The sequence below is a fragment of the Rathayibacter sp. AY1B5 genome (assembly GCF_002932795.1).
Lineage (GTDB): Bacteria > Actinomycetota > Actinomycetes > Actinomycetales > Microbacteriaceae > Rathayibacter.
Window position 1 is genome coordinate 39,028 of sequence record NZ_PSWM01000005.1, and the last position, 25,655, is coordinate 64,682.

Consider the following 25,655-nt stretch of genomic DNA (forward strand, 5'->3'; position numbering starts at 1 on the left):
CGACGCGGTGTCGAGCTGTCCGCTCACGCTGCACTTCCTTCCATGACGAGATCGAGCACGCGGTGCTCGTCGATCGAATCGGCCGGGCCCTCGTGGACCACGGCGCCGTCGGAGATCACGAGCACTCGGTCGGAGAGTCCGAGGACCTCGCCGATCTCGCTGGAGACCACGAGCACGGCGGCGCCGTTGGTCGCGAGGTCCCTGATCAGGGTGTAGATCTCGGCCCGCGCGCCGACGTCGACCCCGCGGGTCGGCTCGTCGAGCAGCAGGACGCGGCAGCCGCGCACCAGCCAGCGGGCGAGGAGCGCCTTCTGCTGGTTGCCTCCGGAGAGGGTGCGGGCGTCGCGGTCGACCCCGGAGGGCCGCAGGTCGAGGGAGACCGCCTGCTCGGCCGCCGCCGCGCGCTCGGAGCGCTCGTCGAGGAAGCCGCGCTTGGCGAAGCGGTCGAAGGTCGAGAGGGTGATGTTGCGGTAGACCGGCTCGTCCAGGAGCAGGCCCTGGCTCTTGCGCTCCTCCGGGCAGAGGCCGATGCCGGCGTCGACCGCCGAGGTGACGGACCCGGCGCGCAGGCGCTTGCCCGCCACGCTGACCGTCCCGGTGCTGGCGCGGCGCGCCCCGTAGATGGTCTCGAGGATCTCGGAGCGGCCGGAGCCGACCAGTCCCGCGAGGCCGACGACCTCGCCGGCGCGGATCTCGAGGGAGACGTCCGAGAAGGAGCCCTGCAGGCCCAGCTTCTCGACCTTCAGCAGCGTCTCGGCCTCGACGTCGAGCTCCTGGCGGTCCGGGAAGACGTACTCGACCGCGCGGCCGGTCATCAGGGTGATGAGCTTCGAGGTGGGGGTGTCGGCGACCGCGAGGTTCTGCGCGACGGTGGCGCCGTCCTTGATCACGGTGATCCGGTCGCCGATGGCGCGGATCTCGTCGAGGCGGTGCGAGATGTAGACGATGGCGACACCGGAGGCGGTGAGCTGGCGCACCACGTGGAAGAGGTTCTCCACCTCCTCGGAGTCGAGCACCGCGGAGGGCTCGTCCATGATGATGACCCGCGCGTCGTGCGAGAGGGCGCGGGCCATCTGCACGATCTGCTTGCCGGCGGCGGAGAGCGTGCCGACCTCGCGGTTCGGCGAGATCTCGGAGTGGCCGAGGCGCTCCATCAGCTCGCGGGTGATCCTCGTGGCCTTCGCCCGGGCGGTGAAGCCGCCGCGGGAGAGCTCGTGGCCGAGGAAGATGTTCTCGGCGACGGAGAGGCCGTCGACGACGTCGAGCTCCTGGTACATCGTCGCGATGCCCAGGGCGAGGGCCGCCGTCGGGGACGGGATCGTGACGACATTCCCGTCGACGAGGATCTCGCCCTCGGTGGGCTGGTGGGCCCCGGCGAGGGTCTTGATGAGGGTGGACTTGCCGGCGCCGTTCTGGCCGAGGAGGCAGTGCACCTCACCGGGTCGGACATCGAGGTCGACGCCGTCGAGAGCACGGGCGCCGGGGAAGACCTTCACGATGCCGCGCATCTGCAGAAGCAGCTGCTGAGACTCGTCGGAGGTGCGGGGAAGAGGCTGTGCAGCAGTGCTGCGGGGGTCTGCGGTGACCATGCGGATGAAGCTACTTCCACTTACGTCGCGGGTCAAGCAAAAGTTCTGAACCGATTCGAAGGCGGTTGCGGTGATCGCCCAGTCGCCCGGAGGGCTCCCTGCTACCGCGTCAGGGCAGGGATCCGCGGGATTACGCGACATCTGACGGCGGCGGTTGAGACATTCCGTCCGTGATAGAGCGCTCTCCGAACCCTATGAACACGCTCCTGTCCGTGCAGCCCGGGCGCGTCGCCGTGGAGGCGGCCTCGCCGAGCGCGGTAGCGCCCGCGCCCCGACCCGTGGCAGGGTCGTACGGCCGACGAAAGGACGACGATGTCGAACGACCGAGCCCTGCGCGTCGCGATGGTGGGGACCGCCTTCATGGGCCGCACCCACTCGCACGCCTGGCGCACCGCCTCCCGCTTCTTCCCCCTCCCCCTCCGCCCCGAGCTCGCCGTGCTCGTGGGGAGCAACCCCGACTCGACCGCCGAGCGCGCCGAGCGGCTGGGCTGGAGCGAGGCCTCCACCGACTGGCGGGCCGTCATCGCCCGCGACGACATCGACCTCGTCGACATCTGCACCCCGGGCGACACGCACGCCGAGATCGCCGTCGCGGCCCTCGAGGCCGGCAAGCACGTGCTGTGCGAGAAGCCCCTCGCCAACTCGGTCGAGGAGGCGGAGCGGATGGTCGCCGCGGCCGCCGCCTCCGGCAAGGTCGCGATGTGCGGCTTCAGCTACCGCCGCACCCCGGCCCTCGCCCTCGCCAAGCGCTTCATCGAGGAGGGCCGCCTCGGCGACATCCGCCACGTCCGCGCCCAGTACCTGCAGGACTGGCTGTCCGACTCCGAGGCGCCGCTGACCTGGCGCCTGCAGAAGGAGCGCGCCGGCTCGGGCGCCCTCGGCGACATCGGCGCGCACAGCATCGACACCGCCCAGTGGCTGACCGGCCGCGGCATCACCTCCGTCTCGGCGACGATGCGCACCTTCACCACCGAGCGCCCCGTGCTCAGCGAGCAGGTCGGCCTCGGCGGCCGCGCCGGTGCCGACGCCCCGCGCGGCGCCGTGACCGTCGACGACGCCGCGGCCTTCACCGCCTCCTTCGAGGGCGGCGCTCTGGGCGTCTTCGAGGCCACCCGCGTCGCGACCGGCCGCCGCAACGCCAACCGCATCGAGGTGAACGGCGAGCTCGGCTCGATCGCGTTCGACTTCGAGCGGATGAACGAGCTCGAGTACTACGACGCCCGCGACCCCGAGGAGGCGCAGGGCTTCCGGCGCATCCAGGTCACCGAGCCGGCGCACCCGTACATGTCGGCCTGGTGGCCGACCGGGCACGGCATCGGCTACGAGCACCTCTTCACGCACCAGGTCGTCGACCTCGTCGAGGCGATCGCCGGCGGCACCGCCGTCACGCCCACGTTCGCGGACGCCCTCGACGTGCAGCGGGTCCTCGACGCGGTCGCCACCAGCGCGGGCGCGTCGTCCGTCTCCACGCCGGTCGCCCGCTGACCCGTCCGTCCTCTCCCCGCGAGATGCCACCTGTGACGCCCCGCCACGGCGTGTCGTCGTCACAGGCGGCATCTCGCGAAGGGTGACGGAGGGCGGGTGCGGGATCGCGTTCGGTGCTGTGCGCCGATCCTGCGCCATAATGCGCCTATGAGCAAGAAGATTGACGCTGCGCACCGCGCACTGGTAGAGGCCCTCGACAAGCACGCCCGACTCGTGTCGGACAAGGAGTCGAAGCCGCGGAAGGTCGAACGGGCCGGAGCCGAGCTCCGCGCCGCGACGAAGACGTACGCCGCGCTCGTGTCCGCGCGCACCGGCGCCGCGAGCCCCTTCGCCGACCTGGCCGACCCCCGCCTGGACAAGCCGACCATCGCGTCGCTCCGGGCCGAGCGCGACGCGATCGCGAAGCGGATCGCCACGCACGAGGCGTCGGCGGGCGAGGACGGCGCACTCGCGAGCTGAGCGCGCGGCGGCGCCGCTCCGAGTCGCCGTGTTACGCGCGGCCTTCGCGCGGGTCCGGCCACCTTCGTAAGGTGATCTCCGGGATCCGCGCAGTCGCGGCGCCGAGCGACCGGAAGGCCGGTCGCAGCGCCGGCGGTGACCAGCACCGCCCGGCCGGCGCCGAGTGCCCGGATCCTCTCCCGGAAGGATCCCCACAGCCATGACTCTGCGCACCCGACTCCTCGCGACCTCCGCGATCGCCGCCTCCGCCGCCCTCCTCCTCGCCGGCTGCTCCGGCGCGGGCGGCGGCGACGACACCGTCCGCATCGGCGTCGTGGGCGCGAGCGATCCCTACTGGGCCACCTACGAGAAGGCCGCCGCCGACGCCGGGATCGACATCGAGATCGTCGACTTCAGCGACTACAACCAGCCCAATCCGGCTCTCACCGAGGGCGAGATCGACCTCAACCAGTTCCAGCACATCGCCTACCTGGCGCAGTACAACACCTCGGCCGACGCCGACCTCGTCCCGATCGGCGCGACCGCGATCTACCCGCTCGGCCTCTACTCCTCGAAGTACGACGACGTCGCCGACATCCCGGCCGGCTCCACCATCGCGATCCCCAACGACGAGACCAACCAGGCGCGCGCGCTGCTGGTGCTGCAGTCGGCCGGGCTCGTGGAGCTGAAGGACGGCGGCGGAGTGCTCTCGAACGTCGACGACGTGGAGCCCTCCTCGAAGGTCCAGGTCACCGCGCTCGAGGCCTCGCTCACCCCGACGTCGCTCCCGGACGTGGCCGCCGCGGTCATCAACAACGACTTCATCGAGAACGCCGGGCTGAACGCCGAGGACGCGATCGCCCAGGACGACCCGAGCGACCCCGCCTCCCTGCTCTACACGAACGTCTTCGCCGCCCGCGCCGACGACGCCTCGAACGAGACCTACACGAAGCTCGTCTCGATCTACCAGGACAGCCAGGACGTGCTCGACGGCGTCTCGGAGCAGTCCGGCGGCACCGCGGTCTTCCTGAAGACCCCCGCCTCCGAGCTCGAGACCTCGCTCGAGTCGGCCGAGACCGACATCTCGGCCGCCTCCTGACCCCCGCGGCACGGTGCTGGTCGGGTCCTCCGCCCGCGGAGCTCCCCACCGGCGCGGTCCCGCGCCTCCCCCGCGACAGAAAGGGCGCCCCGTGCCGCTCATCCGCATGACCGACGTGCGCAAGGTGTACCCCGGCGCGGGGCGCGGCGCCGCCCCGACCGCGGCCGTCGACGGCGTGAGCCTCGAGATCGAGGCGGGCGACGTCTACGGCGTGATCGGCTACTCCGGCGCCGGCAAGAGCACGCTCGCGCGCCTCGTCAACGCCCTCGAGCCCGCGACCAGCGGCAGCATCGAGATCGACGGCCGCGAGACAGTCGGCCTGCCCGAGCGCGAGCTGCGCCGGCTGCGCCTGGGGATCGGGATGATCTTCCAGCAGTTCAACCTCTTCGGCTCGAAGACCGTGCAGCAGAACGTCGCCTACCCGCTGCAGGTCGCGGGCGTCCCGCGGGCGGAGCAGCGCGCCCGCGTCGACGAGATGCTCCGCTTCGTCGGCCTGAGCGACAAGGCCCGCAGCCACCCGGAGCAGCTCTCGGGCGGGCAGAAGCAGCGCGTCGGCATCGCCCGCGCCCTCGCCGCCTCCCCGCGCATCCTGCTGGCGGACGAGGCCACCAGCGCCCTCGACCCGGACACCACCGGCGAGGTGCTGGCCCTCCTCCGCCGCATCAACGAGGAGCTGGGCGTCACGATCGTCGTGATCACGCACGAGATGGACGTGGTCCAGCAGCTCGCGACGAAGGTCGCGGTGATGGAGTCGGGCCGCATCGTCGAGCGCGGGCCCGTCTTCGACGTGTTCTCGGCCCCGCGCGAGCCGGTCACCCGCCGCTTCGTCTCCACCGTCGTCCGATCGGTGCCCTCGCCCGCGGAGGCGGCCGTGCTGCGCGCGCGCCACCGCGGCCGCCTGGTCACGCTCTCGTTCTCGGACGACTCCGCCTCGCAGGGCGACGTCTTCGCCGAGGTCGCGGCCGCCGGCGTGCCGCTCGAGCTCGTCTACGGCGGTATCACCGACGTCCGCGGACGGGCCTTCGGCCACCTCACGGTCGCCCTCGACGCTCCGGACGACGTCGTCGACCCCCTCCTCGCCCGCCTCGGCGGACGCGTCGCCCTCACGGAGGTGCCCCGATGAACGAGCTGATCCCGCTCCTGCCCAAGCTCGTCCAGGCGACCGGCGAGACGCTGTACATCGTCGCGCTGAGCCTCCTCTTCGGCGGGCTCGGCGGACTCCTGATCGGCCTGGGCCTCGCGCTCACCCGCGGCGGCGCCCTCTACGCGAACCGGGCGGTCTACGGACTGCTGAACGTGATCGTGAACGTGTTCCGGCCGATCCCGTTCATCATCTTCATCGCCGCGGCCCAGCCGCTGGCCCGGCTGGTGGTCGGCTCCGGCATCGGCACGGACGCGATCGTCTTCACCCTCTCGCTCGGCGCCGCCTTCGGCATCGGGCGGATCGTGGAGCAGAACCTGCTGACCGTGCAGCCCGGCGTGATCGAGGCGGCGCGCTCGGTCGGAGCGAGCCGGTTCCGGATCGTCCGCACGGTGCTGCTGCCGGAGGCGCTCGGTCCGCTGATCCTCGGCTACACGTTCGTGTTCGTCGCCGTCATCGACATGTCGGCGGTGGCCGGCTACATCGGTGCCGGCGGGCTCGGCAACTTCGCGATCCAGTACGGCTACCGGCAGTTCGAGCCGGTCGTCACCTGGGCGGCGGTGCTGGTGATCATCGTGATCGTGCAGCTGGTGCAGCTGCTCGGCAACGTGCTGGCACGGCGCGTCCTGCGCCGCTGAGGCCGCCCTCGCACCCGCATGAACGCCGGAGGCCACTTCGGTACGCGACACGCGGGTGTCGCTGTACCGGAGTGGCATCTCGCGGAGGGGGGGGGCCGTCCGCCTGGGACGGAGCCGTCAGTAGCGCGGCTTGCGCTCCGGGCGCTCGCTCGAGCGGCTCGGGCCGCTGGGGCGTGCGCCGCGGTCGGCGCCCGCTCGGCTCGGACGGCGGTCGGGCTTCAGCTCGATCAGCTGGCCGCTGATGCGGGTGTCGGCGAGGCGGTCGAGGACGTCCTGGGGCAGGTCGGCCGGCAGCTCCACGATCGAGAAGTCCGGGCGGATGTCGATGTGCCCGAAGTCGCCGCGGTTGAGGCCGCCCTCGTTCGCGAGCGCGCCCACGATCTGGCGGGGCTCGACGCGCTGGCGGCGGCCGACCTCGATCCGGTAGGAGGCGAGGTTGCTGTTCGCCGGGCGCTGACGGCGCTCGGGACGCTCGCCCCGGTCGCCGCCGCGGTCGAAGCGGTCGCCGCGCTCGGGGCGGTCGCCGCGGTCGGGCCGGGAGTCGCGGTCCTCGCGCTCGCGACGGGCGAAGCGGGGGTCGTCGGGCGAGAGCAGCAGCGGCTCCTCGCCCTGCGCGACGATGGCCAGCGCGGCGGCGACGTCCGACTCGACCACGTCGTGGTGCTCGACGTAGTGGCCGATGATGTCGCGGAAGCGCTGCAGGCGCTCGGTGTCGGCGAGCGCCGCGGTGATGGCGTCGTCGAAGCGCGAGAGGCGGGTGACGTTGACGTCCTCGACGCTCGGCATCCGCATCTCCGTGAGCGGCTGGCGGGTGGCCTTCTCGATGGCGGCGAGGAGGCGGCGCTCGCGCGGCGTGACGAAGCTGATCGCCGCTCCGCTGCGCCCCGCGCGGCCGGTGCGGCCGATGCGGTGCACGTACGACTCGGTGTCGATCGGGATGTCGTAGTTGACGACGTGGCTGATGCGCTCGACGTCGAGGCCGCGGGCGGCGACGTCGGTGGCGACGAGGATGTCGAGCTTTCCCGACTTCAGCTGCTCGACGGTGCGCTCGCGCTGGGCCTGGGCGACGTCTCCGCTGATCGCCGCCGCGGTGTAGCCGCGGGCGCGCAGCTTCTCGGCCAGCGTCTCCGTCTCGCTCTTCGTGCGGACGAACACGATCATGCCCTCGAAGTTCTCGACCTCGAGGATGCGGGTGAGGGCGTCGACCTTCTGCGGGTACGACACCATCAGGTAGCGCTGGGTGGTGTTGACGGAGGTCGTGGTCTTGTTCTTGACCGTGATCTCCTCCGGCTCCTTCAGGTACTTGCCGGAGATGCGGCGGATCTGCGCGGGCATCGTCGCCGAGAACAGCGCGATCTGCTTCTCGACGGGGGTGTCCGCGAGGATCGTCTCGACGTCCTCCGCGAAGCCCATCTTGAGCATCTCGTCGGCCTCGTCGAGCACCAGGAACTTCAGCTGCGAGAGGTCGAGGGTGCCCTTCTCGAGGTGGTCCATGATGCGGCCGGGCGTGCCGACGACGACGTGGACGCCGCGGCGGAGCGCGGAGAGCTGGGTGCCGTAGCCCTGGCCGCCGTAGACGGGGAGGACGTGGACGCCGCGGAGGCCGGACGCGTAGCGCTCGAACGCCTCGCAGACCTGCAGGGCGAGCTCGCGGGTCGGGGCCAGCACGAGGGCCTGCGGCGTCTTCTGCGAGACGTCGAGGCGCGAGAGGATCGGCAGCGCGAACGCCGCGGTCTTGCCGGTGCCGGTCTGGGCGACGCCGAGGACGTCGCGGCCGGAGAGGAGGGACGGGATCGTCGCGGCCTGGATGGCCGAGGGCGTCTCGTAGCCGACCTCCTTGAGGGCCTTGAGGACCGGGTCGGAGAGACCGAGGTCGGAGAAGGTGAGCGTGGGGGCGCTCTCGGAAGCGGTGTCGGCTTCGGGGGCGGAATCGGGGGTATCGGTGGACGCCATGGTGCAACGGTAGTGCTCCGGCGGCGCCGCCGTCCGAGGGAACCCCGAACGCTCGGGCGATCCCGACCCTCCGGAGGCGCCTCGAGCGCCCGTCACGGAGTGAAGTCGAGCAGCACCTTGCTCGAGCGGGAGGCGTCGCGGGCGAGTTCGAAGGCCTCGAGCGCGCGCACCAGCGGCAGCACCTGCGTGACCACGGGCGCCACCGCGAGGCTGCCGTCGGCGAGCGCCGCCAGCACCTCGTCGAGCTCGTCGACGAAGCGGAAGGAGCCGATCAGGTGCAGCTCCCGGGTGATCGCGAGCGAGATCAGGGCCGGCTGCTCGCCCGAGGGGAGGAGTCCCACCATCACGACGGTGCCCCCGCGAGCGGCGCCCCGGACGGCCGAGGCGAGGCCGCGCGGGCTGCCCGAGGACTCGAAGACGACGTCGGCGGCGACCTCGGCGATCGCGTCGGCGTCGGTCGCGCGGATCGTCCGGGTCGCGCCGACCGCGCGGGCGATCGCGAGCGGCTCCTCGGCCAGGTCGACCGCGACGATCTCGGCCGCCCCCGCCCGCTTCAGCACCGCGATGATCAGCGCTCCGATCGGGCCGCTGCCGATGACCAGCGCACGCCGTCCCGCTACCTCCCCGGCGCGCGACACGGCGTGCCAGGCGACGCTCGCCGGCTCCGCGAGCGCCGCCTCCCGGAGCCCGAGGCCGGCCGGCAGCTCGCGGAGCATGCGCGCCGGCAGCACCGCGTGGCGGGCGAACGCGCCCTGGGTGTGCGGCATCCGCGCGGCACTGCCGAGGTAGGTGCCCTCGGTCGCGAGGTTCGGGCGCCCGTCGGGCCAGTCGCCGCGGGCGGTCGCGGGGTGCACGGCGACGGCCGCGCCGACCGGGGGGCCGGAGCCGTCCGCCGCGGACTCGACGACCGTGCCGACCACCTCGTGTCCGAGCGTCAGCGGCTCGCGGAGGATCGACTCCCCCGCGGCGCCGCGCGTCCAGTAGTGCAGATCGGAGCCGCAGATCCCGCCGTACGCGACGGCGACGAGGGCCTCGCCGGGGCCGCGCGGCTCGAGCGGCGCCTCCTCGACGCGGAGGTCGCCGGCGGCGTGGACGACGACGCGGGTGGTGGAGTCGGGGACGAGCGCGGTCATGCGGGTTCCGTTCGTGGGTCGAGGGGTGTCTCAGACGACGACGGTCATGCCGCCGTCGATGAAGACGACCTGCCCGTTGACGTAGTCGGAGCCGTCGGAGGCGAGCCAGACGGCGGGGCCGATCAGGTCCTCGACGCGGCCCCAGCGCGCGGCGGGCGTGCGGCCGCGGATCCAGCTGTCGAACGCCTCGTCGTCGACGAGGCCCTGCGTCATCTCGGTGTGGATGTAGCCCGGAGCGATCGCGTTGACCTGGATGCCGTGCTGCGCCCACTCCGCCGTCATCGCGCGGGTGAGGTTGCGGATCCCGCCCTTCGAGGCCGTGTAGGGCGCGATCGTCGGCCGCGCGAGATCGGCCTGCACCGAGGCGACGTTGACGATCTTCCCGGCGCCGCGCGGGATCATCCGCTTCGCCGCCGCCCTGCCGACCAGGAAGGCGCTGGTGAGGTTCGTGCGCAGCACCCGCTCCCAATCGGCGACCTCGAGCTCGAGCAGGGGCACGCGGTGCTGGACGCCGGCGTTGTTGACCAGGATGCGCAGGGGTCCCACCGCCTCCTCGATCCAGGCGACGCCCGCCTCGGCGGCCGCGTCGTCGGTGACGTCGAAGGCGCGGGCGTGGATCCGCGGGCGGTCGTCCGTGCCGGGGAACCGCTCCGCGAGCTCGGCGCGGGCGGCCTCGAGGCGCTCGGGGTCGAGGCCGTTCAGGACGACGGTGGCGCCCGCCTCGGCGAGGCCGGTGGCGACGGCGCGGCCGATGCCGCGGCTGGATCCGGTGACGAGCGCCACGCGGTCGGTCAGGTCGAAGAGCACGGTTCCTCCAGAGGGTCGGGGCGGATGTCAGGGCTGCGGAGGCGCCGCGCGCGGAGGGCCCGCGACGGTGCGGCTCGCGAGCGCGCCGATCCCGTCGAGGGCGATCAGCACCTCCTGGCCGGGCCCGACCTCGACGGCCGTGCCGGGCGAGCCGGTGAGGACCACGTCACCCGGGTGGAGCGTGAGGTGGGAGGTGAGGTGCACCAGGATCTCCGCGGCGCGCCAGCCGAGGCGATCGGTCGAGGAGACGGCCCGCACCTCCCCGTCGACGCTCACCGTGATGCCGACCGCGTCGACGTCGACCCCGGTCTCGATCCACGGACCGAGCGGCGTCCAGCCGTCGCCGTTCTTCCCCTGGAGGAAGAGGCCGTCGGCGGCGATCATCCCGGGAGCGGTGACGTCGTTCGCGACCGTCGCTCCGAGCACGTGCGCGAGCGCGTCCTCGGGGGTGAGGTGCCGCGCGGTGCGGCCGATGACCAGGGCGAGCTCGCCCTCGACGACCACCGGGCCGATGCCCTCGTCGAGCACGATCGGATCGCCGGGCCCGGCCAGGGTGTGCGCCGTCTTGTGGAAGGCCTGCGGAGGCAGCTGCCGGTCGGCCGCGGAGCCGTTGTGCGCCATGCCGAGGATGACGCGGGGCTCCACCGGGGCCAGCAGGTGCGCGCCCTCGACGGGCCAGCGGCGGCCCGTCTCGACCGGCTCCGCGGCGAAGGCGTCCTCGATCTCGCACCACTCCCCCGCGACCTGGAGGACGACGGCCGGGCCGCCCTCGGCACGGATCCGCGCGAGGCGCATCAGCGGACGCCTCTCGGATCGACGCCGGTCGTGCTGGTGCTGCTGCTCGCCACGGTGCCTCGCTCACTCCGGCCCGCAGAGGCGGGATGGGCCGAGCGTAACAGCCCAGTGAACGCCATTCAACAGAATGGACGCTGAGGCGTCAGGCGGGCGTCCCTGCCACGAGGGGCGGGCGGTCGAGCGCCGCGGCGGCCTCGCGGAGTGCCGCGACGACCTCCTCCTGATCGTCGGCGACCGGCCGGACCAGCGAGACGCCGACCGCGACCGAGAGATCGGAGCGGGTCGCGGCCGGGACCGCGACGGCGACGCCCAGGACGCTGGGGTGCAGCTCGCCGTCGTCGATCGCGTAGCCGCGCAGGCGCGCCGCGGCGACCTTGCGGAGCAGCTCGCGGGTCGAGGACGTGGACCGGTCGGTGAAGACGACGATGTCGCGGTCGTCGGCGAAGCGCTCGGCGATCTCGGCGTCGTCGAGCTCGGCCAGCAGCGCGGTCCCGACGGCGGTGGCGGAGGCGGGATACCTGTCGCCGACGCTCGCGGAGAGCGCGAACCGCTCCCGCCCCTCGTGCACCGCCAGGTAGAGGACGCGGGTGCCGTCGAGCAGCGCGATCTGCACCAGCTGACGAGAGAGCACCGGCGACTCCTCGCAGAGCCGGTAGAACTCGCGCACCGGGTCGAAGCCGGCGAGGTAGTGACTGCCGAGCTCGACGGTGCGCCGGCCGAGGAGGAAGCCGGAGCCGACGCGGCGGATCAGCCGCCCCTCCTCCAGCGCGGCGCAGAGGTTCGAGGTCGACGACTTGGCGATCCCGAGCTCGCGGGCGATGTCGGTCAGCGTGCGCGGGCCGCCCGCGTCGGCGAGGAGGTCGAGGATCCGCAGAGCGCGCGACACGGCCGGGGCGCCCGAGCCCCTGTCGGAGTCGGCCGTCGTCGGGGGCGCATCGGGGCGGGCCATGTCGTCCTCTCGCGGGGGCGGTGTCAGTAGAACTCCACCGTATCGACTCGGTTGATCAGGGGCTCCCCGTCGAGGAAGCGGGTGGCGTTGCGCGCGAAGAGCTCGGCGATCAGGCGGTCCTCGGCGACGTTCAGCGCCGCGGTGTGGGGGCTGATCAGGACGCTCGGGTGGCTCCAGAGCGGGCTGCCCTGCTCGAGCGGCTCCTCCGCCACCACGTCGAGCGCGGCGAAGCCGACGCGGCCGTCGTCGAGCGCGGCGAGCAGTGCCTCCTCGTCGACGACCGTCCCGCGGCCGACGCTGACGAACGAGGCGCCGGGGCGCAGCGCGGCGAAGAACTCGGAGCCGACCAGCTTCTCGGTGGCGGCGGTGCCGGGGAGGGTGACGACGACCCCGTCGATCCGGCCCGCCACCTCCGCGATCGCGTCGGGGGCGACGATCTCGTCGACGTGCTCGACCTCGGTCTCGTGGCGGCTCGTGCCGATCACGCGGGCGCCGAGCTGCCGGAGCGTGCGGGCCGTCGCTCGCCCGATCGTGCCCAGCCCGACGATCAGGACCGTCTGCTCCGAGATCAGCCCCATCGTCCACCGGCCGCCCCAGACGCGCTCGCGCTGGAGGGACTGGAGGCGCGGGAGGGACTTGGCACCGGCCAGGAGTCCGAAGACCCCGAACTCGGCCAGCGGCTCGGAGTGGACTCCCGCCGAGGTCGAGAACGCGATGCGCTCCAGCTGCGCGTCGTCGAGCCCCGCGGCCCGCACCTGCGCGCCTCCGCCGGCGGGCATCGTCTGCACCCAGCGGAGGCGCGGATTCGCGGCGGCTGTGCGCGCGAGGGCGGCGGGGGTCTCGTCCGGCACGCCGTAGAGGACGTCGGCGGAGTCGACCAGCTCGTCGAAGGCGCGCTGCTGCTCCGGGGTGCGCCGGAAGGAGGGGTCTCCGCCGTGGTCGCCGGGGTGGCGCATCAGAGGGAGGAGGCTCTGGTCGGCGACGACGTCGAGGCGCGGCTCGAGCTCGACGATGCGGGCGATCAGCTCGGGGCTGAGCGGCGAGGCGACGACGACGCGGAGGCGATCGGTCACGGATGTCCCTTCGCGGGACGGTGCGGGAGGCTCTCCCCCGGATCGGCCCGCGCCCACCCTACTTCACTCCTGTGAACCGTGTTCGGTATGCTGGGCGCATGCCGGACACCTCGACCGCCGCCCTCCCGCCCGTCCGCACCGGCTTCGTCGGGCTCGGGAGCATGGGCGCCCCGATGGCCCGTCGCCTCGTCGCCGCCGGCGTCCCGCTCGGGATCACCGCGCGCCCCGCCTCCGCCGACCGCGCCCGCCGTGCCGTCCCCGAGGCGCAGTGGCACGACTCCGCCCGCTCGCTCGCCGCCGCCTCGGACGTGCTGATCGCGATGGTGCCGGACCTGCCGCAGCTCGAGGAGGTGCTCGAGGGAGAGGAGGGCGTGCTCGCGGCCCGGGCGGACCTCGTGCTCGCCGTCTGCTCCAGCGTGTCCGCCTCCGGCCTGCGCGAGCTGGCGGGCCGCCACCCTCGGCTCCGCCTCGTGGACGCTCCCGTCAGCGGCGGCACCGAGGGCGCCGAGGCGGGGACCCTCTCGATCATGGTCGGCGGGGCGGAGGAGGACGTCGCCCGGGTGCTGCCCGTCCTGTCCGCCTGCGGGACCGCCGTCCGCCTCGGACCGCTCGGCGCCGGCGAGGTGGCGAAGGCCTGCAATCAGCTCGTCGTCGCCGCGACCATGACCGCGATCGCGGAGGCCGCCGTCATCGCCGAGCGCTCCGGCCTCGACCTCGACACGCTGCTCGCCCTGCTGCAGGGCGGCTACGCGGGCAGCCGGGTGCTCGAGACCAAGCGCGCCGCCCTGGTCGCCCGCGACTACACGCCGACCGGCGTCGCCTCCTTCATGGACAAGGACCTGCGGGCCGCGGCCGACGAGGCGGAGGCGACGGGCACCTCCGCTCCGCTGCTCGGCACGCTCCGCACCGTGTTCCGCGACCTCGTCGACGCGGGCCTCGGCTACGAGGACCTCGCGGTGGTGCACCGCTTCGTCGCCGAGCGCTGAGGCGGGGGCGCGGGGCGTTCGCGCGCGGGCGCCCCGGCGGAGAGGCGCCGCGCGAGAGCAGCCTCCGCGCGTCGGCGCAAGGGCCCCCACTCCGGGCGTCCCCGACCTAGCGTCGGAGGAACGGCATCATCGAGCGAAGGAGCACGACATGGCATCAGGAGTCGCAACGGTCTGGGTCCCCGTCACGGACATGGAGCGGGCGGTCGCGTTCTACCGCGACACGCTCGGCCTCGAGGTCAAGGACACCTCGGACGACTGGTCGGAGCTGGACGCCGGCGGGCTGATGATCGGCCTGAACGCCCGCGAGTCGGCCACGGTCGCGGAGCAGGGCGGGGCGGTCGTCTCGTTCCAGCCCGAGGGCTCGATCGAGGACGAGCTGGAGCGCCTCACGGCGCGCGGCGCGTCGATCGAGGGCGAGATCAGCGACCACGAGTGGGGCCGCATCCTCCCCTTCAAGGACTCGGAGGGCAACGACCTCCAGTTCTACTCGCCGCCGCAGCGCTGAGCGGAGGGCCGCCGTCGAGGCGGCCGCGACGAGCGGCGGGCGGGCCGGAGCCGGAGGGCTGCGGTCAGCCCGCCGCTGTGCGTCGCGGGACCGGTCGTTCCGCGCAGGTGCGTCGCCCGGCCGTCCACCGCACTTGAGGATCTAGGATCAGCTGTCCGCCGCATCTGCGGACTCCCGATCCGGAGGTCCCCGTGCGTCGCCGCCTGCTCACCCTCGTCCCCGCCGCCGCCGCGCTCCTCCTGCTCGCGGGCTGCTCCGCTCCTTCGTCCCCTGCCGGCGGTGCGGCCACCGGCGACGCGACGTCCTCGACCGGCGGCTCCATCACCGTCTTCGCCGCCGCCTCGCTGAAGGGCGCGTTCACCGAGCTCGCCACGGGGTTCGAGGCCGCCGAGCCCGGCGCCGAGGTCGAGCTCTCCTTCGCCGGCTCCTCCGACCTCGCGACGCAGATCGTCAACGGTGCCCCGGCCGACGTCTTCGCCTCCGCCGACGAGCGCACGATGTCGACCGTCGCCGAGGCGGGGCTCGTCGACGGGGACCCGGTCGACATCGCCACGAACACGCTCGAGATCGCCGTGCCCCCCGGCAACCCGGCGCAGGTCGCCTCGCTCGCCGATCTCGCCCGGCCCGCGACCGCCACCGTCGTCTGCGCGCCGCAGGTGCCGTGCGGAGCAGCGGCCGTCGCGGTCGAGCAGGCCGCCGGGATCGACCTCTCCCCTGTGAGCGAGGAGTCGTCGGTCACCGACGTGCTCGGCAAGGTGTCCTCGGGCGAGGCGGACGCCGGGCTCGTCTACGCGACGGACGTGCGCGGGGCCGCGGGCTCGGTCACCGGCATCCCGTTCGCCGAGGCCTCGGAGGCGGTGAACACCTACCCGATCGCGGCACTGACCGGAGCGGGCGACCCGGCCACGGCGGCGGCCTTCGTCGCGTACGTCGCCTCCGACGCCGGGCGCGCGGTGCTCGCGGCGGCCGGGTTCGGGGCGCCCTGAGAGGCGTCGCGGCATCGGAGGACGGCCGCAGGACGCTCGGCAGGTCGGTCGGAGGAGGGTCGTAGGAGCCTCAGAGGAGGGTCGTAGGACGGTCATCGGAGGCGCAGAGCCTCGGCCGCCAGAGTCGCTCGCGACGGACACCACGATCGACGAGGAGCACGACCATGACCCGCATTCCGGAGCCCCGCAGCACGCCCGACGGACCGGCCTACGAGGGCCGCCGGCTCGACCGCCCCGAGGAGGAGGTGGTCGACCAGGGCCTCCCGTTCGACGTGGGGACCCTCTTCTCGCGGCGCGGCGTGCTGACGCTGGTCGGCGCGGGGGCGGCGACCCTCGGGCTCGCGGCGTGCGCCACCGGAGGCTCGGGATCCGCCTCCGCCTCCTCGGCCTCCTCCTCCTCCGCCGCAGCGACCGCCCCGGCCGGGACCGCCACCGCGGTCGCCGACGAGATCCCCGACGAGACGGCCGGCCCCTACCCGGGCGACGGCTCGAACGGGGTCGACGTCCTCGAGCGCTCCGGGATCGTCCGCAGCGACCTGCGCACCAGCATCGGCGGCGGCGCGACGGCCGACGGAGTCCCCCTCGCGCTCACTCTGACGATCCTCGACGCGGCGGACGGGGGCGTGCCGTTCGCCGGAGCCGCCGTGTACGTCTGGCACTGCGACGCGAACGGCGACTACTCGATGTACTCCAGCGGCGTCGAGGACGAGACGTACCTCCGCGGCGTGCAGGTCGCCGACGCGTCGGGCGTCGTCTCCTTCGCCTCGATCGTCCCGGCCTGCTACTCCGGCCGCTGGCCGCACATCCACTTCGAGGTGTACCCGGGAGTCGACTCGATCACCGGCGCGGCGAACGCGATCGCGACCTCGCAGGTCGCCCTGCAGGAGGAGGCGTGCACCGCGGTCTACGCCCTCGACGCCTACGCGGGCTCGGCCGCGAACCTCGCCCGGGTCCGCCTGGAGTCCGACTCCGTCTTCGGCGACGACGGCGGGACCCTGCAGCTCGCGACGATGTCCGGCAGCCCGGCGTCCGGCTACTCCGCGGCACTCACGGCGAGCGTCGACACCCGCACCGCGCCGACAGCCGGCGCCGCGCCCCGCAGCCGCTGACCCCCGTCCCCTCCGCGAGACGCCGCTCAGGTACGCGACACCCCGACGGAGGCGTACCGAAGCGGCCTCTCGCGAGGAGGGGGATCGGGCGTCAGCGGAGGAGGCGGCGGGCGACGGCCACGGCGCCGAGGGCCGCGAGGACCCAGGGACCGCCGACGAGCAGCGGGTCGAGGACCTGGTGGCGCACGTCGGTCCGGCCGCGGCGCGAGGCGATCGGATGCGCGTGCGCCTCGGCCGGCACGCCGGACTCGGTGATCGGATCGTCCGGCCGGGCCGTGAGCAGCGAGCGGAGGTGGGCTCCCGTCGACTCCACCCGGTCGCCCAGCACGAGCAGCAGCCTGTGCGCGTGGCGCCCCTCGCTGAACCGGTCGTAGGCGTAGCGGCGGATCGCGCCCGAGATCCCGTGGAGGGGCTGGGCCGTGCCGAAGACGGCGGGCAGCTCGAGGTGCTCGATGCTCTTCTCGCGACGGCCGTGCGACCGCATCCTCTCCGGACGCTCCCAGTGCGCGCCCGAGACCAGGTCGCTGCGCTCGCGCGGGAACGCGGGCCGGTCGGCGGGGTCGAGGTCGGCGCCCCAGCCCGGGATGCGGGCGCGCAGCTCCTCGGCGGTCGGCACGCGGACGGGGCGGTCGGCGGTGTACGGCACGGGATCCTCCTACGGGACGACGACGGTCTTGATGCAGCCGTCGAGCTTGGACGAGAACAGGTGGTACCCCTCGGCGATGTGCTCGAGCGGGATGCGGTGCGTGATCAGGCCGCTGGGCGTGATGTGCCCGGCCCGGATGTGCTCGAACAGGCGCGGCCACTGCCGGGTGACGGGGGCCTGGTTCATCCGCAGCGTGAGGCCCTTGTTGACGGCGTCGCCGAACTTGACGGCGCTCGCGAGCGGACCGTAGGCGCCCATCACCGAGACGGTGCCGCCCTTGCGGATGCCGTCGATCGCCCAGTTCAGCGCGATCGGCGAGCCGCCCTGCAGCTTGAGCGTCGCGCCGGTGACGTGCTGGAGGAGGTTCCCGTCGGCCTCCGCACCGACCGCGTCGATCACGACGTCGGCGCCGAGCCCGCCGGTGGTCTTCTTGAGGGTGACGATCAGGTCGTCCTCCTCGGTGTAGTCGATGGTCTCGGCGAAGGCGAAGTCGCGGGCCTTGGCGAGGCGGTAGTCGATCTGGTCGACGACGATTACTCGGCCGGCGCCCATCAGCCAGGCGGAGCGCGCGGCGGCCAGGCCGACCGGTCCGGCTCCGAGCACCACGACCGTGTCGCCCTCGACGATGTCGCCGAGCTGCGCGCCGAAGTAGCCGGTCGAGAAGGCGTCGGTGAGCATCAGGGCGTCCTCGTGCGGCAGCCACTCGGGGATCTTCGTCGGGCCCACGTCGGCGAACGGGACGCGCACGTACTCGGCCTGCCCGCCGTCGTAGCCGCCCGCCGAGTGCGAGTAGCCGTAGATGCCGCCGATCGCGGTGGCGTTCGGATTCACGTTGTGGCAGTTGGAGTAGAGGCCGCGGGAGCAGAACCAGCAGGAGCCGCAGTAGATGGTGAACGGGACCATCACGGTGTCGCCGACGCTGAGGTTCTGCACCGACGAGCCGACCTCGTCGACCACGCCGATGAACTCGTGGCCGAAGGTGTGGCCGATCCGGGTGTCCGGGAGCAGCCCGTGGTAGAGGTGCAGGTCGGATCCGCAGATCGCCGCCATCGTCACCCGGACGATCGCGTCGTTCGGGTGCTCGATCCTCGGCCGGTCCTTCTCCTCCACGCGGACCTTGTAGGGGCCCCGGTAGACCATCGCGCGCATGCCGCCTCCTGTGTCGTCGTCCCCCAGCGTGCGTCGCGCTCCCGCCGTCCCTCCAGGAGGTTGCGCGCGAAGCCCGGGCTCCCCAGCGTCCGTGCCTCCGCGCCGCGCTCTCCCCCCTCCGCGAGATGCCGCTTCGGTACGCGACACGCCGCACAAGGCGTACCGAAGTGGCATCTCGCAGGCAGGGCGCGAGCGCAGGCGCGGACGTAGGATCGACGGCATGCCGCAGATACGGATCAGGGACGCCGCCGCCGCGCTCGGCGTGAGCGACGACACGCTGCGGCGCTGGATCGAGAACGGGACGCTCGAGAGCGCGAAGGACGCGTCCGGGAGGCGCGTCGTCGACGGCCTCGAGGTCGCCCGGCTCGCCCGCGCGAACGCCGTCCTGCCGGAGGATCCCTCCCCGGTCGCGCGCTCGGCCCGCAACCGCTTCGTCGGGATCGTCACCGGCATCGTGATGGACACCGTGATGGCGCAGGTCGAGCTGCAGTGCGGTCCGCACCGCGTGGTCTCGCTGATGAGCAGCGAGGCGGTCCGCGAGCTCGGGCTCGAGCCCGGGTCTCCCGCGGTGGCGGTGGTCAAGGCGACCACGGTCATCGTCGAGACGCCGCTCGCCCGCGGCTGATGCGCACCGGGTCCGGCCTGCCGCGCTGGGTCGTGGCGGTCGCCGCGCTCGGCGCCCTGCTGGTGCTGCTCCCGCTCGTCGCGATCCTCGCCCGCGTCGACTGGCCGCAGTTCCTGCCGCTGATCACCTCCGACTCCTCCGTCGCCGCGCTCCTGCTGAGCCTGCGCACCTCCGCCGTCGCGACCCTGCTGTGCCTGCTGCTCGGGACCCCGATGGCCCTGGTGCTCGCCCGCACGGCGTTCCCCGGCCAGCGCCTGCTCCGCTCGCTGGTGCTGCTGCCGCTGGTGCTGCCGCCGGTGGTCGGCGGGCTGGCGCTGCTCTTCACCTTCGGGCGGATGGGCCTGCTCGGCGGCGCGCTGGAGGCCCTCGGCGTCCGCATCGCGTTCTCGACCACCGCCGTCGTGATCGCGCAGACCTTCGTGGCCCTGCCGTTCCTGGTGCTGACGCTCGAGGGCGCGCTGCGCAGCGCCGGCGCGCGGTACGAGTCGGTCGCCGCGACGCTCGGCGCGTCCCCCGGGACGGTGCTCCGGCGGATCACGCTGCCGCTGATCCTGCCGGGCCTCGCCTCGGGCGCGATCCTCTCGTTCGCGCGGGCGCTCGGCGAGTTCGGGGCGACGCTGACCTTCGCCGGGAGCCTCGAGGGCACGACGCGCACCCTCCCGCTCGAGATCTACCTGCAGCGGGAGAGCGATCCGGACGCGGCCGTCGCCCTCGCGCTGGTGCTCGTGGTGGTCGCGGTGCTCGTGATCGGGCTCGCGCACGGCCGCTCCGCCCGGGGGGTGCCGCGGTGAGCCTGCTGCTGGAGGCGCGGCTCGCGGAACGCGGGATCGACGTGCTGATCGACGTGGCCGAGGGCGAGACGATCGCGCTGCTCGGGCCGAACGGCGCGGGCAAGTCGACCGTGCTCGAGCTGATCGCCGGCCTCGTCCGCGCCGACTCCGGGCGGGCGACCGCCGGCGGCGAGCTGCTCTTCGACGACCATCGCTGGACTCCTCCGCACCGCCGCCCCGTCGCCCTGCTGGCGCAGGATCCGCTGCTGTTCCCGCACCTGAGCGTGCGGGAGAACACGGCGTTCGGTCCGCGCAGCGCCGGCGCCGGGCGGGCGCGGTCCCGCGAGCGGGCCGAGCGCGAGCTGGCGGCCGCGGGCGTGGCCGACCTGGCCGACCGGCGCCCGGGGAGCCTCTCCGGCGGGCAGGCCCAGCGGGTCGCCCTCGCCCGGGCCCTCGCGACCGACCCGCGCCTCCTGCTGCTCGACGAGCCGCTGGCCGCGGTCGACGCCCGGACCGCCCCGGTCCTCCGCCGGATGCTCCGCGAGGTGCTCGCCGACCGCTCGGCGATCGTGGTCACCCACGACGTGCTCGACGCCTGGACCCTCTCCGACCGGGTGCTGGTGCTGCACGGCGGCCGCGTGGTGGAGGAGGGGCCGACCGCCCGCGTCCTCACGCGCCCGCGCACCGCGTTCACCGCCGAGCTCGCCGGGCTCGAGCTGCTCGAGGGCGTCCGCACCGGGTCGGGTCTGCGCACCGCCGACGGGCGCGAGCTGTCCGGAGTCGCGGCCGAGCCGGTCGCGGTCGGCGCCGCGGTGCTCGCCGCGCTCCGTCCCTCCGCCGTCTCCGTCGGCGACGGGGGCCTCCGGTCCGTGATCACCGACGTGGAGCAGCGGGGCGACGCGGTGCGGGTGCGCAGCGCGCTCCTGACCGCCGACGTCCCGGCGGCCGACGCGGCCCGGCTCGACCTCGCGCCCGGCCGCGAGGCGGGCTTCACCGTCGCCCCGGAGGACCTGCTGGTCTACCCGGCGTGAGGGGCGGGCCCGAGGAGACGGCTCGCTGTCCGGCGTGGATCCGTCCCTCGGGCCACCCGGTGCTCGACGCGAGGGACGGCCTGAGCGCCCGTTGCGCTACTCCGCCCGACCGACGTTCCCGCCGGGCGCCGCGCCGGACAGCGGGAGCCGCGCCCGCAGCCGCGCCCCCGCGAGCACGGGCGAGTCCGAGAGCTCCAGCGAGCCCCCGTAGACCGCGAGCTGCCGCTCCAGCCGCGCCAGGCCCGAGCGCGTCGCGTCCTCGGCGATTCCGCGGCCGTCGTCGTCGAGGGTGAGCACCACGACGCCCGCCTCCTCGGCGCCGCGCACCCGCAGCGAGGAGGCGCCGCCGTGCTTCAGCGCGTTGGTGACCGCCTCCTCCAGGAACCGGACCAGGAGCATCCGCTGCTCGAGCGGCGGCTCGGCGCCCTCCGCGGCGAGCGCCGCGATGCGCCCGAGGTCGAGGTCGACCGCGATCTCGGGAGGGAGGCGCGCGACGAGGTCGCGGACGGCGGGGACCAGGCCGTGGTCGATCTCGACCGGGTAGAGGGCGTGGCCGACCGCGCGCACCTCGTCCTCGCGGAGCCGGTCGAGCCGCGCGGCGATGGCGAGCAGCCGGTCCGACGCCGCCTCGTCCGCCGTGCTCGCGACCGCGTGCAGCTCGGCGGTCAGCACCACGAGGCCGTTCTGGAGGCCGCCGTGCAGGCTCTGCGCGACGTCGCGCCGCACCCGCAGCTCCTCCCGCTGCAGGGCCTGCACCGCCTCGAGCGCCTGCACGGAGGCGCGGGCGTGCTCCCGCTCCTTCTCGCGCACCCGCCGCGCCGAGCGCACGAGCAGGTAGCCGTAGGCGGTGATCAGCGCGATCACCGTGGATCCGACGACCAGCTCGACCGCGAGAGCGGGGAGGGCCGAGACCGGGTAGACGCCGGTCAGCACCTGGAGGCAGCAGCGGACGAGTCCCATCCCCACCGCGATCACCGCCGTCCGGGCCACGCGAGCGCCGCCCGACGAGCGCTCGGGGCGCAGCACCGCGACCAGCGCGATCGCGAGCCCGATCGTCGACACGTTGACCAGCACGCGCGTCGTGACGTCGAGCAGCGGGCCCGGATCGACGCCCCGCAGCGTCCGCGACAGCATCCCGAGCGCGAAGACGGCCTGGAGCGCGGCCAGCAGCGAGAGGACGCCGCCGAGGAGGGCCATCGCTCCGAGGACGATGCGGTTGTCCTCGTGCGCGTCGCTCGGGCCGGTGCTCATCCGGTGTACTCGAGGAAGAGGAGCGTCGCGTCGACCCGCGGGTTGCGCTCGCCGTCCGAGCGGACCCCGAGGGCCGCGTAGACGGCGTTGACGTGGTTGTCGACCGAGCGGACCGCGATGCCCAGGCTCTCGCCGATCGCGGCGTTGGTCAGTCCCGACGCGAGACCGGAGAGCACCTCGTACTGGCGCGGACTCAGCGCGGCGACCGGGGAGTCGCGGCGGGCGGCGCGGGCGGCGACCAGTGCCGGGTCGAGCACGGTGCGGCCGTCGGCCGTGGCGCGGACGGAGGCGAGCAGGGCGGGGGCGGAGAGGGAGGAGGTCTTCGAGAGGTAGCTCCAGCCGCGGGCCTCGGCGCGGTCGAGGCGGAGGAAGCGGTGCATCGCGTCGACGGCCGAGAGCAGGACGACGCCCAGCTCGGGCGCGGTGGACCGCAGCCGGCGCCCGAGCTCGATGCCGTCCCCGTCGCCGAGCTCGATGTCGAGGATCGCCACGTCGAGCTCCGCGGGCCGCAGCACCGACCGCGCCTCCGTGGCCGATCCGGCCTCCACGACGCTCCGCACGCCCGGCACCGAGCGCAGCAGCGACGACAGCATGTGCCGGTAGAGGGGCTGGTCGTCGACGACGGCCAGCCTGAGCTCCGGAACGCCCCCCGCGGATGTCATCCGCCCATCTTCACCCATGCGCCGGAGGTCGAGCCGTCCCTCGACCGGGGGGCGTCGCGCGGGGATCCGCGTCAGCTCGCGGGCAGGGGCGGGCGCCTGCCCCGTGAGCGGGGGGATCCGGAGTGACGGGGCCGGGTCGACGGGGCGGGCACGGGCGGGCTGCGGGGCCGGTCGGCGAGCGGCCGAGCGCCGACCGGCCGCCCGGCGCGGCTCAGGAGAAGCGGACGCCCGTCAGCGCGAGACCCGCGGCCGCCGCTGCGACGGCGAGCGCCGCCGTGCCGACGCCGTACCCCAGCCCGGCCGCCCAGCGCCGGTCGAGCAGCAGCCGCGCGGTCTCGACGCTCGCCGTGCTGAACGTGGTGAAGCCGCCGAGCACGCCCGTCCCGAGCACGGCCCGCCACACCGGGTCGAGGACGCCGGCCAGCACGAGCCCGGTGACGACTCCGAGCAGCAGCGACCCGCTCACGTTGATCAGCGCGGTGCCGACCGGCCAGCGCGTCGGCACGAGCGACCGCGCGACCCCGTCGACGACGAGCCGTGCGGCCGCTCCGACGCCGCCCGCGAGCGCGACCGCGAGCAGCAGGCCGGGCGTCACGCCGCCGTCCTCCGCCGCCCCGCGACCGCGATGCCCAGAGCGGCGGCGAGCACGCCCAGCACGAGCGTGCCGCCGGTGTAGAGCAGGTACTCGGCGACGTGGCCGCCCTCGAGCAGCGCGACCGTGTCGAGCGAGAAGGTGCTGTAGGTGGTGAATCCGCCCAGCACGCCGGTGCCGAGCAGGAGGCGCAGGGTGCGGCGCCCGCCGTCGTCCGGCCCGCGCCGCGCCAGCGCCTCGAGCAGGAGGCCCAGGAGGAACGCGCCCGGCAGGTTCACGGCGAGCGTCGCGACCGGCACGACGCCCAGCGGAGACAGTGCGGCACCGATCGCGGCGCGGGCAGCCGTGCCGACGGCACCGCCCGCCGCGACCAGGAGGATCGCGGAGGGGCGCAGGTGGAGGGGTCGCGTCACTCCGCGAGGTCCCAGGGCGCCGGGCGCGACGGGTCGCGGTCGGCGCGCGGGACGACGAGCACGGGGCGGTGCTGGCGGTGCGCGAGGTGGGCGGCGACGCTCCCGCTGAGGAACTCGGCGATGCTCGCGAGCACGCCCGCGTCGCGGGTGCCGACCACGATCATCCGAGCGTCGACCTCCTCGGCGACCTCGGCGAGCGCCAGGGCGGGCTCGCCCCGCGCGGCGCGCAGCGACCACTGCACGGTGCTGCCGTCCAGCTCGTGCTCGACCGTCTCGCGGAGCCCGGGCGGGAGGGTCGGGCCCTCGCCGCGGTCGGCCGCGGCTCCGACGAAGCCGAGCGGGATGCCGCCGGTCATCGGATCGACGTACTCGCCGACGAGGTACGGATCGGCCGAGACCGACACGAGCAGCAGAGCGGCTCCGGCGTCGGCGGCGACGCGGGCGGCGGTGCGCAGGACCTCGGGTCGCTGGCCGTCGACGATGCCGACGAGGACGGGTCCGGTGGGGGTGGGTGCGGTCATGAGGAGCTCCTTCCCGGTTGCGCCCCATCCTGGCACCGCACGGGCGCGAGCGGTCGGAGCATCCGTGCCGGATCCGTCGTGATCGTTCCGTTATCCGCGGGCCTCGGGCTAGAGTGGCTCGTCGCCGGATCCCCCACCGGCCCCGACCCCCGTCACCACCGTCACCCGAGGAGAACGCACGCGTGTCGAAGCCAGGCATTCCCACCCCTGAGGAGAGTGCCGGCACCCCGACCACTGCACCCCTGACCCGGCGCGAGGCCCGCGAGGCCGAGCGCCGTGCGGCCCGGGCGGAGGCGGAGACGGGCGCGGCGACCGCCGGCACTGCGGTCGAGGGCAGCGGATCGGACGACTCCACCCCTTCCGCGGGTACCGACGACTCCGCCGGCGCTGACGACTCCGCGGGCGCTGACGAGTCCGCGGGCACCGCTTCCACCGCCGTCGACGCCGCGGCCCCCGTGGCGACCGCTCCGACCGTCTCCGTCGAGGTCCCCGCTGTCGCCTCCCCCGCCTCACGGTCGATCCCGGCCTCACCGCGCCGCGCGTCCGCCTCCCGCCCCGTCGCTCCCCGCGCCGCCGAGCCCGCCCGGGCCCGCGGCCTCAGCCGCCGCGCCCTGGCCTTCGGCACCTTCTCGGTGGTCGGCGGCCTCTTCGCCACCGCCGCGATCCCCGCGTACGGCGCCCGCAGCTCCTCCGCCACCGCGACCGGTCGCGCCGCCGCGAACCGGGTCGGCCTCCAGAACCTCACCGTCTCCTCCGACGCCGCCGGCCAGACCGCCGTCCGCGACGCCTTCGCCGCGCCGACCCAGGCGCAGCTCGACGAGGCCAGCCGCCAGGCGGCCGTGCTCTCCGGATCGAACGGCGGCGAGTTCTCGACCGTGCAGACCCGCGCGGTCGGCGACGACTACCCGTGGCCCTACGAGACCATCGACGACGACGGCGGCGGACTCTCGCCGCTCGGCTACTACTACCGCGAGTGCGTCGACTTCGTGGCCTGGCGCCTCAACCGCGACGCCGGCCGCACCTCCGCCCCGTGGAAGTACACCTGGGGCAATATCACTCCCCTGGGCGGCAGCGCCTACGAGTGGCCCGACAACTGGGCCGCGAAGGGCTGGGCGACCAGCAGCGTCCCGATCGTCGGCTGCGTCGCGTGGTGGACCTACAACCACGTCTCGTACGTGCAGAAGGTGAACGACGACGGCACCGTGCTCCTGGAGGAGTACAACTACGGCGGCAAGCACAGCTACGTGACCCGCACCTTCCCCACCGCGCAGGTCCCGCTCTTCCTGTACCCGCCGGTCCTCTAGCGCGC

Annotated in this window: 27 protein-coding genes; 13 read left to right on the plus strand and 14 right to left on the minus strand. The window is 74.2% G+C overall.

Features of this window, described 5'->3' with window-relative positions:
* Positions 1 to 23: 23 nt before the first annotated feature.
* Positions 24 to 1,508 (minus strand): sugar ABC transporter ATP-binding protein, encoded by a 1,485-nt coding sequence (locus tag C5D44_RS05015; RefSeq protein ID WP_208543410.1) that lies wholly within the window; start codon positions 1,506 to 1,508, stop codon positions 24 to 26.
* Positions 1,509 to 1,901: 393 nt separating this feature from the next.
* On the opposite strand from C5D44_RS05015, the gene C5D44_RS05020 reads away from it, so the two are divergent.
* The 5 genes from C5D44_RS05020 to C5D44_RS05040 all read left to right on the plus strand — a co-directional run bounded on the left by C5D44_RS05020 (position 1,902) and on the right by C5D44_RS05040 (position 6,390).
* On the plus strand, positions 1,902 to 3,074 hold the full coding sequence (locus C5D44_RS05020) for a Gfo/Idh/MocA family protein (protein WP_104275885.1): 1,173 nt from the start codon (positions 1,902 to 1,904) through the stop codon (positions 3,072 to 3,074).
* 147 nt (positions 3,075 to 3,221) lie between these two features.
* Positions 3,222 to 3,533, plus strand: a complete 312-nt coding sequence (locus tag C5D44_RS05025; RefSeq protein ID WP_104275886.1) for a hypothetical protein — start codon at positions 3,222 to 3,224, stop codon at positions 3,531 to 3,533.
* Between the two features lie 199 nt (positions 3,534 to 3,732).
* Entirely contained in the window at positions 3,733 to 4,611 is an 879-nt protein-coding gene (locus tag C5D44_RS05030; protein WP_104275887.1) for a MetQ/NlpA family ABC transporter substrate-binding protein, read from the plus strand.
* A gap of 91 nt (positions 4,612 to 4,702) precedes the next feature.
* The gene (locus tag C5D44_RS05035) at positions 4,703 to 5,734 is read left to right on the plus strand and encodes a methionine ABC transporter ATP-binding protein (protein ID WP_258067886.1); all 1,032 of its coding nucleotides are present in this window, start codon (positions 4,703 to 4,705) and stop codon (positions 5,732 to 5,734) included.
* Positions 5,731 to 6,390, plus strand: coding sequence for a methionine ABC transporter permease (locus tag C5D44_RS05040; protein WP_104281032.1), 660 nt, complete (start codon positions 5,731 to 5,733; stop codon positions 6,388 to 6,390). The genes C5D44_RS05035 and C5D44_RS05040 overlap by 4 nt, the downstream gene beginning before the upstream one ends.
* A 117-nt stretch (positions 6,391 to 6,507) precedes the next feature.
* On the opposite strand, the gene C5D44_RS05045 is transcribed toward C5D44_RS05040, so the two are convergent.
* From C5D44_RS05045 to C5D44_RS05070, 6 genes are all read right to left on the minus strand, one after another.
* A complete protein-coding gene (locus C5D44_RS05045) occupies positions 6,508 to 8,343 on the minus strand; it encodes a DEAD/DEAH box helicase (protein ID WP_104237941.1) in 1,836 nt (611 codons plus the stop codon).
* A gap of 92 nt (positions 8,344 to 8,435) precedes the next feature.
* Positions 8,436 to 9,476, minus strand: coding sequence for an L-idonate 5-dehydrogenase (locus C5D44_RS05050; protein ID WP_104281033.1), 1,041 nt, complete (start codon positions 9,474 to 9,476; stop codon positions 8,436 to 8,438).
* Between the two features lie 30 nt (positions 9,477 to 9,506).
* Entirely contained in the window at positions 9,507 to 10,283 is a 777-nt protein-coding gene (locus tag C5D44_RS05055) for an SDR family oxidoreductase (RefSeq protein WP_104275890.1), read from the minus strand.
* A 27-nt stretch (positions 10,284 to 10,310) separates the two neighbouring features.
* Positions 10,311 to 11,078: a fumarylacetoacetate hydrolase family protein gene (locus tag C5D44_RS05060; RefSeq protein WP_104275891.1), complete on the minus strand. Its 768-nt coding sequence runs from the start codon at positions 11,076 to 11,078 to the stop codon at positions 10,311 to 10,313.
* A gap of 142 nt (positions 11,079 to 11,220) precedes the next feature.
* Positions 11,221 to 12,027 carry an IclR family transcriptional regulator gene (locus tag C5D44_RS05065; RefSeq protein ID WP_104281034.1) on the minus strand — a complete coding sequence of 269 codons (807 nt, stop codon included), beginning with the start codon at positions 12,025 to 12,027 and terminating at the stop codon, positions 11,221 to 11,223.
* 23 nt (positions 12,028 to 12,050) lie between these two features.
* Positions 12,051 to 13,100 carry a D-2-hydroxyacid dehydrogenase gene (locus tag C5D44_RS05070; protein ID WP_104281035.1) on the minus strand — a complete coding sequence of 350 codons (1,050 nt, stop codon included), beginning with the start codon at positions 13,098 to 13,100 and terminating at the stop codon, positions 12,051 to 12,053.
* Between the two features lie 98 nt (positions 13,101 to 13,198).
* On the opposite strand from C5D44_RS05070, the gene C5D44_RS05075 reads away from it, so the two are divergent.
* From C5D44_RS05075 to C5D44_RS05090, 4 genes are all read left to right on the plus strand, one after another.
* Positions 13,199 to 14,086, plus strand: coding sequence for an NAD(P)-dependent oxidoreductase (locus C5D44_RS05075; RefSeq protein ID WP_104281036.1), 888 nt, complete (start codon positions 13,199 to 13,201; stop codon positions 14,084 to 14,086).
* A gap of 148 nt (positions 14,087 to 14,234) precedes the next feature.
* Entirely contained in the window at positions 14,235 to 14,591 is a 357-nt protein-coding gene (locus C5D44_RS05080; RefSeq protein WP_104275895.1) for a VOC family protein, read from the plus strand.
* Between the two features lie 191 nt (positions 14,592 to 14,782).
* The gene (modA, locus tag C5D44_RS05085; RefSeq protein ID WP_104281037.1) at positions 14,783 to 15,577 is read left to right on the plus strand and encodes a molybdate ABC transporter substrate-binding protein; all 795 of its coding nucleotides are present in this window, start codon (positions 14,783 to 14,785) and stop codon (positions 15,575 to 15,577) included.
* A 164-nt stretch (positions 15,578 to 15,741) separates the two neighbouring features.
* Positions 15,742 to 16,686, plus strand: coding sequence for an intradiol ring-cleavage dioxygenase (locus tag C5D44_RS05090; protein ID WP_104281038.1), 945 nt, complete (start codon positions 15,742 to 15,744; stop codon positions 16,684 to 16,686).
* Positions 16,687 to 16,777: 91 nt separating this feature from the next.
* Here the strand turns inward: C5D44_RS05090 and C5D44_RS05095 are convergent, their stop codons facing one another.
* Together C5D44_RS05095 and C5D44_RS05100 are read right to left on the minus strand one after the other, a co-directional pair.
* Entirely contained in the window at positions 16,778 to 17,332 is a 555-nt protein-coding gene (locus tag C5D44_RS05095; RefSeq protein WP_104281039.1) for a hypothetical protein, read from the minus strand.
* Between the two features lie 9 nt (positions 17,333 to 17,341).
* Complete coding sequence (locus C5D44_RS05100; RefSeq protein WP_104281040.1) at positions 17,342 to 18,481, minus strand: zinc-dependent alcohol dehydrogenase; 1,140 nt, start codon at positions 18,479 to 18,481, stop codon at positions 17,342 to 17,344.
* A 220-nt stretch (positions 18,482 to 18,701) separates the two neighbouring features.
* Here C5D44_RS05100 and C5D44_RS05105 point away from each other — a divergent pair, with 220 nt between their 5' ends.
* Genes C5D44_RS05105 through C5D44_RS05115 form a run of 3 tightly spaced genes read left to right on the plus strand, consistent with a single transcriptional unit; the run spans position 18,702 to position 20,907 of the window.
* Positions 18,702 to 19,106 carry a molybdopterin-binding protein gene (locus tag C5D44_RS05105; RefSeq protein ID WP_104222447.1) on the plus strand — a complete coding sequence of 135 codons (405 nt, stop codon included), beginning with the start codon at positions 18,702 to 18,704 and terminating at the stop codon, positions 19,104 to 19,106.
* A complete protein-coding gene (locus tag C5D44_RS05110) occupies positions 19,106 to 19,897 on the plus strand; it encodes an ABC transporter permease (RefSeq protein WP_104260651.1) in 792 nt (263 codons plus the stop codon). The genes C5D44_RS05105 and C5D44_RS05110 overlap by 1 nt, the downstream gene beginning before the upstream one ends.
* Positions 19,894 to 20,907 (plus strand): sulfate/molybdate ABC transporter ATP-binding protein, encoded by a 1,014-nt coding sequence (locus tag C5D44_RS05115; RefSeq protein WP_104281041.1) that lies wholly within the window; start codon positions 19,894 to 19,896, stop codon positions 20,905 to 20,907. Before C5D44_RS05110 ends, C5D44_RS05115 begins: the two co-directional genes overlap by 4 nt.
* 96 nt (positions 20,908 to 21,003) lie before the next feature.
* On the opposite strand, the gene C5D44_RS05120 is transcribed toward C5D44_RS05115, so the two are convergent.
* The 5 genes from C5D44_RS05120 to C5D44_RS05140 all read right to left on the minus strand — a co-directional run bounded on the left by C5D44_RS05120 (position 21,004) and on the right by C5D44_RS05140 (position 24,346).
* A complete protein-coding gene (locus C5D44_RS05120) occupies positions 21,004 to 22,158 on the minus strand; it encodes a sensor histidine kinase (protein ID WP_104275901.1) in 1,155 nt (384 codons plus the stop codon).
* Positions 22,155 to 22,820, minus strand: a complete 666-nt coding sequence (locus tag C5D44_RS05125; protein WP_104281042.1) for a response regulator transcription factor — start codon at positions 22,818 to 22,820, stop codon at positions 22,155 to 22,157. Before C5D44_RS05125 ends, C5D44_RS05120 begins: the two co-directional genes overlap by 4 nt.
* 211 nt (positions 22,821 to 23,031) lie before the next feature.
* The gene (locus C5D44_RS05130) at positions 23,032 to 23,415 is read right to left on the minus strand and encodes a CrcB family protein (RefSeq protein WP_104275903.1); all 384 of its coding nucleotides are present in this window, start codon (positions 23,413 to 23,415) and stop codon (positions 23,032 to 23,034) included.
* Positions 23,412 to 23,825, minus strand: a complete 414-nt coding sequence (locus C5D44_RS05135; protein WP_104275904.1) for a CrcB family protein — start codon at positions 23,823 to 23,825, stop codon at positions 23,412 to 23,414. Before C5D44_RS05135 ends, C5D44_RS05130 begins: the two co-directional genes overlap by 4 nt.
* Positions 23,822 to 24,346, minus strand: a complete 525-nt coding sequence (locus C5D44_RS05140) for a universal stress protein (protein ID WP_104275905.1) — start codon at positions 24,344 to 24,346, stop codon at positions 23,822 to 23,824. Before C5D44_RS05140 ends, C5D44_RS05135 begins: the two co-directional genes overlap by 4 nt.
* A 182-nt stretch (positions 24,347 to 24,528) precedes the next feature.
* Here C5D44_RS05140 and C5D44_RS05145 point away from each other — a divergent pair, with 182 nt between their 5' ends.
* A complete protein-coding gene (locus C5D44_RS05145) occupies positions 24,529 to 25,650 on the plus strand; it encodes a CHAP domain-containing protein (RefSeq protein ID WP_104281043.1) in 1,122 nt (373 codons plus the stop codon).
* The last annotated feature ends 5 nt before the right edge of the window (positions 25,651 to 25,655 follow it).

What these genes read in the sequence shown, in the direction of transcription:
- C5D44_RS05015 (WP_208543410.1), bottom strand. Translation starts at nt 1,508, where the DNA reads ATGCGCGGCATCGTGAAGGTCTTCCCCGGCGCCCGTGCTCTCGACGGC.
- C5D44_RS05020 (WP_104275885.1), top strand. Translation starts at nt 1,902, where the DNA reads ATGTCGAACGACCGAGCCCTGCGCGTCGCGATGGTGGGGACCGCCTTC.
- C5D44_RS05025 (WP_104275886.1), top strand. Translation starts at nt 3,222, where the DNA reads ATGAGCAAGAAGATTGACGCTGCGCACCGCGCACTGGTAGAGGCCCTC.
- C5D44_RS05030 (WP_104275887.1), top strand. Translation starts at nt 3,733, where the DNA reads ATGACTCTGCGCACCCGACTCCTCGCGACCTCCGCGATCGCCGCCTCC.
- C5D44_RS05040 (WP_104281032.1), top strand. Translation starts at nt 5,731, where the DNA reads ATGAACGAGCTGATCCCGCTCCTGCCCAAGCTCGTCCAGGCGACCGGC.
- C5D44_RS05045 (WP_104237941.1), bottom strand. Translation starts at nt 8,343, where the DNA reads ATGGCGTCCACCGATACCCCCGATTCCGCCCCCGAAGCCGACACCGCT.
- C5D44_RS05050 (WP_104281033.1), bottom strand. Translation starts at nt 9,476, where the DNA reads ATGACCGCGCTCGTCCCCGACTCCACCACCCGCGTCGTCGTCCACGCC.
- C5D44_RS05060 (WP_104275891.1), bottom strand. Translation starts at nt 11,078, where the DNA reads ATGCGCCTCGCGCGGATCCGTGCCGAGGGCGGCCCGGCCGTCGTCCTC.
- C5D44_RS05065 (WP_104281034.1), bottom strand. Translation starts at nt 12,027, where the DNA reads ATGGCCCGCCCCGATGCGCCCCCGACGACGGCCGACTCCGACAGGGGC.
- C5D44_RS05075 (WP_104281036.1), top strand. Translation starts at nt 13,199, where the DNA reads ATGCCGGACACCTCGACCGCCGCCCTCCCGCCCGTCCGCACCGGCTTC.
- C5D44_RS05080 (WP_104275895.1), top strand. Translation starts at nt 14,235, where the DNA reads ATGGCATCAGGAGTCGCAACGGTCTGGGTCCCCGTCACGGACATGGAG.
- C5D44_RS05090 (WP_104281038.1), top strand. Translation starts at nt 15,742, where the DNA reads ATGACCCGCATTCCGGAGCCCCGCAGCACGCCCGACGGACCGGCCTAC.
- C5D44_RS05100 (WP_104281040.1), bottom strand. Translation starts at nt 18,481, where the DNA reads ATGCGCGCGATGGTCTACCGGGGCCCCTACAAGGTCCGCGTGGAGGAG.
- C5D44_RS05105 (WP_104222447.1), top strand. Translation starts at nt 18,702, where the DNA reads ATGCCGCAGATACGGATCAGGGACGCCGCCGCCGCGCTCGGCGTGAGC.
- C5D44_RS05110 (WP_104260651.1), top strand. Translation starts at nt 19,106, where the DNA reads ATGCGCACCGGGTCCGGCCTGCCGCGCTGGGTCGTGGCGGTCGCCGCG.
- C5D44_RS05120 (WP_104275901.1), bottom strand. Translation starts at nt 22,158, where the DNA reads ATGAGCACCGGCCCGAGCGACGCGCACGAGGACAACCGCATCGTCCTC.
- C5D44_RS05125 (WP_104281042.1), bottom strand. Translation starts at nt 22,820, where the DNA reads ATGACATCCGCGGGGGGCGTTCCGGAGCTCAGGCTGGCCGTCGTCGAC.
- C5D44_RS05140 (WP_104275905.1), bottom strand. Translation starts at nt 24,346, where the DNA reads ATGACCGCACCCACCCCCACCGGACCCGTCCTCGTCGGCATCGTCGAC.